Raw genomic sequence first — 6,697 nt, 5'->3', positions numbered from 1 at the left:
GCTCATAGTTTGGGGAATTGGAATTTGGCTTTGGTGCGTTGGGAAAATGCTATTAGTAAGTTTCCTCACTATTTCAATTTCTATGTACAGAAAGGGAATGTTTTAATTACTTTATTTAGATATAGAGAAGCAGAAATTTTGTTTGACGAACTTATCTCAAAATATCCTCATAAACATCATGATTATGATCGTATTCTCGCTCAAACAGTGGGTTTGATTTACTACTGGATTATTGCATTTTTATACGCAGTTGCTCCTAGTCAAGCTTACTTTTTTATGGAAGAAGTAGAAAAGCACGCCTTTCATACTTATGATAATTTATTAACCGAAAATGAAGCAGAATTGAAAGAGATAGCAGCGCCAGAAGTTGCTATTAAGTATTATCGTGATGAGGACTTTAAAATTATTTGGATGAAAAATTGATAGGAATCTCAATCATAAATGTTGAACCTTCATCAATTTTAGAATCACAAGTTAGTTTTCCGTGATGCTGCTCTACTATTATTTGATAACTAACTGATAATCCTAATCCAGTACCTTTACCAATTTTTTTGGTGGTAAAAAATGGCTCGAAGATTCGTTGTATTATAGACTCATCTATACCTACTCCATTATCACCAATTTTAATTAATATTTTTTCATTAGTTGCTAGTTCTGTGATAATCCAAATTTTCGGCAACTGCTGTTCGGAATTTATTTGCTGTTCAATTTTGTTTTGTCTCTTTGCCTCTAAAAAATCAATAGCATTATTCAATAAATTTAAAAAAACTTGATTCAGTTGATTAGGATAACATTTAATTTGCGGGATTTCAGCATATTCTTTGATAATTTTAACTGGTAATAAATTATCTGTTTCTTCTAGTCTAGACTTTAACAAAGCTAAAGTGCTTTCAATTCCTTGATGAATATCAACTAACTTATATTCTGCCTGATTAATTCTAGAAAAATTGCTAAGGGAATCGACTATTTTCTGAATCCTTTCTGCTCCTTTTTTCATAGAAGATATGAGCTGAGGTAAATCATCACTCAAAAAATCTAGGTCGATATCTTCTAGATTCTTCTGAATTTTTTGATTGGGTGATGGGAATTCCTCCTGATAAAGTTTAACTAAATTTAGTAATTCTTGGAGATAACTATTTGCATAGTCAAGATTATTATCAATAAAATTAATTGAATTATTAACTTCATGGGCAATACCTGCGGCTAATTGTCCCAAACCAGCCATTTTTGCACTTTGAATGATTTTAACTTGAGCTTGTTTTAGTTCCCGTAAAGTTTGTTCTAGACTTTCAGATTTTTTGCTCAATAAAGTTTGTGAGGTTAATAGCTTTTTGTTTTTTTCCTCAAGCATCAAATTTTGCTTGATAATTAGCCTTCTACTATAATTAATCTGAAGTTGATTCTGTATTCTGATTAAAACTTCTTCTAGATTAAATGGCTTAATAATATAGTCTAGCCCTCCTACAGAAAAAGCTTTTACTTTATTGAAAACTTCATCGAGAGCGCTCACAAAAATTACTGGTATATTCTGAGTTTCTTGGTTGGCTTTAAGTTGCTCACAAACCTCATAGCCATTCATTTCAGGCATATTAATATCCAATAGAATCAAATCTGGAACTTGAAAATTAATAGTTTTTAATGCCATTTTTCCATTAGTTACAGCTCGAACTCTGTGTCCTGCATTTTTCAATATCTGGGATAAAAGCTTGATATTTTCTGGAATATCATCAACAATCAGAATATTTCCAGTAATTTTATGGTTAGAGTTGTTCATATAGCAATTCTCATACTCCTAAGGTCAAAAATTCGGTGTTACTAAAGAAATTTATTATATTACAGTATTTAAAAGTCAGGATTCAGGAAATATAAAGGAGTTTTTCCCTTCCTAAGAACAGGGATATAGATATTATTTGCAAGGGGAATTAAGGATTCTTAATACCAATTCACTTTAAAGATGTCGCAAATAGTTTCAAACTTTAAATGTCAAATAATTGCCTCAAACCTTTCTCTTGTCAAAGTTTTTAGCCTATCCAATCTAACTTCTGAATTCTGAATTCTGAATTCTGAATTCTGTGAAATGGTATAACTTATCTAATTTAGGGTTTACTGATTAAATATCAAAGCATTGACGGATAAAGGTTTGACCAATTTTAGGTGTGGAAAAAGTACCAGCTTTTCGGTTGAAGCGAGCCGAAAAAGTGAGCATTTTGGGGTAATGCGAGGCAGAAAAATTAAGGGACTATTCTTCTGACTAACTACTCTATAATACCAATTCCCAAAAGCATTGCTATACTTAGTCGCACTTCAGTTATTAAGTAATTAACACAGGGGAAATTACTTTTTTGCTTTTTATTAGCCCAGTTAATGTTTATTATTCTTATGTTTATTCCTCCCCACACTCCCCACACTTCTCCACCCAATCGGGTATAGTATTCTTTTTGAGAAATGGTATAATTCCCATTTCTCCTGACTCGGTTCTCCTGACTCCTCCCCCTTACTAAAAGACTCCCATAAGCAAACCCTAATTAAGGAGTTTTATACCTAATCAGCAACACCCAAAATTATATTTATAGCGGTTTTCCAAAATGTTGACTACAAAACTTCTACCCTCTGCTCTCAGCATAATTGCCTTTGAGCCAAAATCTCTGTATTCTATGTTAATGAAAACTGCTATAGGTTTTAGGTAATAAAAAATTAGAAAAATAATTTTACTTTATATCACAAATAGTGAGAAACTTTATAATTAAATTTGATTGTCTTCTTGGTCAATAATTTTTTCTGTTAAATCAGTAATATCTTCAAATTTAAGTTGATTTACATACTCTATTAATGTTTCGGATAAATCAGAATTAGATGCTGGAATTTCTGCTGCTAAGTTAAGAATTAAATCTGCATCTGCTACAAGAGCTGATCGATGCAAATTTCTCACCCATTCCATGGGCATTGCTAACAACATTTCTGGTGTTAAATAATTTTTTTGTAATGAATTTTGTGGTTTGTCAATTTGCCAATTATTTTCTGGATTCCCATTTTCATAAATGTAGCTTACCCCTAAATATTCAGCAATTTTTTCCAACAAAATTATCTGAGAAAATGGTTTCATAATCAATTCATCGCAACCTGTAGATAAAATTTTACTAGCCCGATCTGCAAAAGTTTGAGTTGTTAGGGCAAAAATTACAGGTGGCTGATTATTACTATCTCTTTTAATAGATTCGATCGCTTCCTTTCCTGATTTAGCTAATATCTCTAAATCTATCAAGATTAAGTGGGGTCGCCAATTTTGCCAAATATTAGTTATTTGATTAATTTCAGTAGCTTCCTGCACAACAAAACCTATTGTACTTAAAATTTCAAGTAATAAAATACTGTCAACTTCTAGTATTTCGACAATTAAAATCCTATATTCTGGTTGATTGGGTGCTAAAGCTATAATATTATCAGGATTTGCAGTTTCAGTTTCAGGTAATTCTGCTTCCTCTATCTCAATATCAAATGTAAATTTTGTTCCTAAACCTACTGTACTACTAACAGAAATATTCCCTCCCATCAGTTGTACAAATTTCTGGCTAATAGTTAAACCTAATCCAGTTCCTTGTTTAGATTTACGACCTGTTTCTGTTTGCTCAAAAGCTTGAAATAATTTATCTATTTCTTCTGGAGCAATACCATAACCTGTATCACTCACTTCAAACTGTAGATAGTTTTTCTCTTGTGTTTTGCTAATACTTAATGTGACTCCTCCTTTGTTAGTAAATTTGATGGCATTTCCCAATAAGTTAATTAAAACTTGGCGCAATTTTTTCTCGTCAGTTTGGATATATTGGGGCACATTAATATCCCATTTACATTCTAGGTACAAATTTTTATTCAAGGCTTTTAAACTAAACATTTTTTCAATACTATTTATCAAAGAAAATAGGTCGAAATTAGCGATATTTAATGTTGTTTTACCAGCCTCTATTCTCGAAATTTCTAAAATGGTATTAATTAATTGGAGTAAATGCTCGCCTGCTTGATTAATAATCTGAATAAATTCTTTGTTTTTGGTAGTTATGGATGAGTCGAGATTCATTAGTTGAGTAAAACCAATAATTGCATTTAAAGGAGTGCGCAATTCATGATTCATTGAAGCAATAAAATTACTTTTAGCCTGGTTAGCTGCATCTGCTGCTACTAAGGCTTTTTCTAACATTAATGACTTTCGTTGAGTTTCGGCTAATAATTCTGCTTGCTGTAAAGCTACTCCTAACTGACTGCCAATTTGAATAACAATATTAATTTCTGGATTTTCCCACTTACGAGGAGCAGAATTTTGATAACAAGCTAATAATCCCCATAGTTTATTGTTACTAATTATGGAAACATTGATATATGCTTTAGCTTGAAAACTCTCTAATAGTTCAATATAACAATTAGTAAATCCAGCTTGATAAATGTTTTCAATTGCTCGATACTTTGCGCCCTGGCTATAAATACCACCTTTTTCTTCTTGTAGGTAAGTATCTTTTATCCCAACGGGATTAGATAAATCTTTGTAACAGTTTTCATTTCCCATAGCGTTTTGTTTGAGACTAGGATCATTTTCTTGTTCCTGTACTAAAATTTTCCAGCCACTTTCGACTGACTCTGCTACTATTTGCCCACTCCAGTCAGGATTAAATTGATAGATAACTACCCGGTCACAATAAATTGTTTGTTGTAATTCTTGAGTTGTGGTTTGAAATATGGTGGGAATATCTAGACTCTGACGTATTTTTTGAATGACTAGAGAGATAACTTTTTCCCGTTTAGCGCTTGCTTGTAATGATGATATAATTTGTTGGCGTTTTTCTATTTCATGTTGTAAGTTATCTGAAGCTGTTGATAATTCAGCAGTCTGATTTTGTACTTCTGTTTCTAAGTTTTGATTAGTTTGCTCTAATGCTGCTTCTACTTGTTGGCGTTGGGCTACTTCTATTTCTAATTGTTGGTTAATTGCTTCTAATTCTGCGGTGGTTTTCCCAGACAAACGTTTAGGTAATAGCTTTAACAGTTGCCAAGCTGTGTAGCAAGCAATTAGGGCAGTGATAAATTTCTGAATCCCGATTAGCAAATGAAAAGGATTGGGATACCATAGACTTAATATTACCATCAAATGACCTATACCACATAAGATCATCACAGTGCATAATAAACCAAATATTCCCGAAAGTATTACATATTTCCGTTTTTGCACAAGGTAAATTAGAATTGCTGAAATTGAAAAATAGGCGATCGCTATGAATAAATTTGATAACAAATGTAACCATATTGGTTCAGGTGGCCACAGATTGTTTCCCTGGGGAATAAAATTAGGTAAAAATAGTTGACTTAATATTTGCCACATAATTAATTATTAGTTTTGTTATGTCTTATATTTTCTTCAATTGTACAGTTATGAGCAATATATACAAGCGTGAAAAATGATGCAGGAACGTTCTATAAAACTTTCCTAAAAGGGTTTGAGAAAAAGTTTTTTGTTTTACGCCCATGTCTATATAGACATAGGCGTGAATTAAAGATATGGATTTTTGGCTGGAGCAAATCAAGAGAGAAAAGATAAGAGGCGCTCATGGAAAATATTTTTAGTAAAAATTTACGAAAAATGATTTGGTGAGTAACTTTTACTTCTCTTTTGCTAACCTATGCAAATAGTTAAATAAAAGGCTTGTTTAGTTTTTAGAGATTTATATAGCGTTTCTCAGTCTAATGAGGTATACCTAATCTTTATTTGTATTCTATTTCCTATTCCCAGTTAATTGTTTCCTATTCCCTAAAACCAACCAATTTTGTACCTCAACAGCATGGGAATTGCTATATAAAATCATACCTGTTGCCAAAAATATTCCTACATTAACTTTTTTTTAGTAGATAATGAGAGATGGTGGTTTGGCAATACGAGAAAATTCAAGAGGAAAGGAACGATAAAGACACAAGTCTTTACCTAATATTAACATAATGTCATACAAAAATTCACAATTTTTGTTACAAAATTGTAATTTTTTAAGCAAAGGTAATAGTCAGGCTTTCAACTACTATACACAATCAGCATTAAAAAGGTACAAATTTCTCTTATTTAGCTACAATTACAGTATTAATACAAATGCTTGATAATAGAATACAAAATAGATAAAACTTTTGAATAAATGCACAAATACCAATTACCATGCATTAATGTTATACTTGACGACACTTCAATTATTAAGTAATTAACACAAGCCGAATCACTTTTTTAATAATTGTTAGGGATTTAGTCTTAATTATTCTTATGTTTACTTCTCTTTACGGACGTTGCATCTAACGTCCCTACCTATTCCCCTACTCAATAAAATGTAGAAAAGTTTTTGATAAATGGTATAACAGGAGTTACGCAAAGATATCTAATACCATTTCACAGAATTGAGAATTGAGAATTGAGAATTCAGAAGTTAGATTGGATAGGCTAAAAACTTTGACAAGAGAAAGGTTTGAGGCAATTATTTGACATTTAAAGTTTGAAACTATTTGTGACATCTTTAAAGTGAATTAGTATAACAAACAAGCTTTTTCGTAGATTTATATTTTTTGAAACCAAGGATATCTCAGATCGACCAGGTTTTTTAGTAATAGATACTTCAGATAATAAGAGACTGTTTGTAAAACAAATCTTAAGAAGACCCAGAGCTTTTAGCAGCAA

3 protein-coding genes are annotated in these 6,697 nt (G+C 31.5%); 1 reads left to right on the top strand and 2 read right to left on the bottom strand.

All coding sequences use genetic code 11. The features are described from left to right. A partial coding sequence (locus ACP6PM_RS20110; RefSeq protein WP_426587732.1) for an alternative oxidase occupies nucleotides 1-423 on the top strand: 423 nt, incomplete at its 5' end. On the opposite strand, the gene ACP6PM_RS20105 is transcribed toward ACP6PM_RS20110, so the two are convergent. Both ACP6PM_RS20105 and ACP6PM_RS20100 read right to left on the bottom strand, forming a co-directional pair. Next, nucleotides 404-1,774, bottom strand: a complete 1,371-nt coding sequence (locus tag ACP6PM_RS20105) for a hybrid sensor histidine kinase/response regulator (protein ID WP_426587730.1) — start codon at nucleotides 1,772-1,774, stop codon at nucleotides 404-406. The two genes, ACP6PM_RS20110 and ACP6PM_RS20105, sit on opposite strands and share 20 nt — an antisense overlap. A 969-nt stretch (nucleotides 1,775-2,743) precedes the next feature. Then, on the bottom strand, nucleotides 2,744-5,368 hold the full coding sequence (locus ACP6PM_RS20100; protein ID WP_426587728.1) for a hybrid sensor histidine kinase/response regulator: 2,625 nt from the start codon (nucleotides 5,366-5,368) through the stop codon (nucleotides 2,744-2,746). Nucleotides 5,369-6,697: the final 1,329 nt, after the last annotated feature.

This window comes from Dapis brunnea BLCC-M229 (assembly GCF_050015995.1).
Taxonomy (GTDB): Bacteria; Cyanobacteriota; Cyanobacteriia; order Cyanobacteriales; family Microcoleaceae; genus Trichodesmium.
The sequence above is the reverse complement of the archived record's forward strand: the minus strand, read 5'-3'. Positions and strand labels throughout refer to the sequence as shown.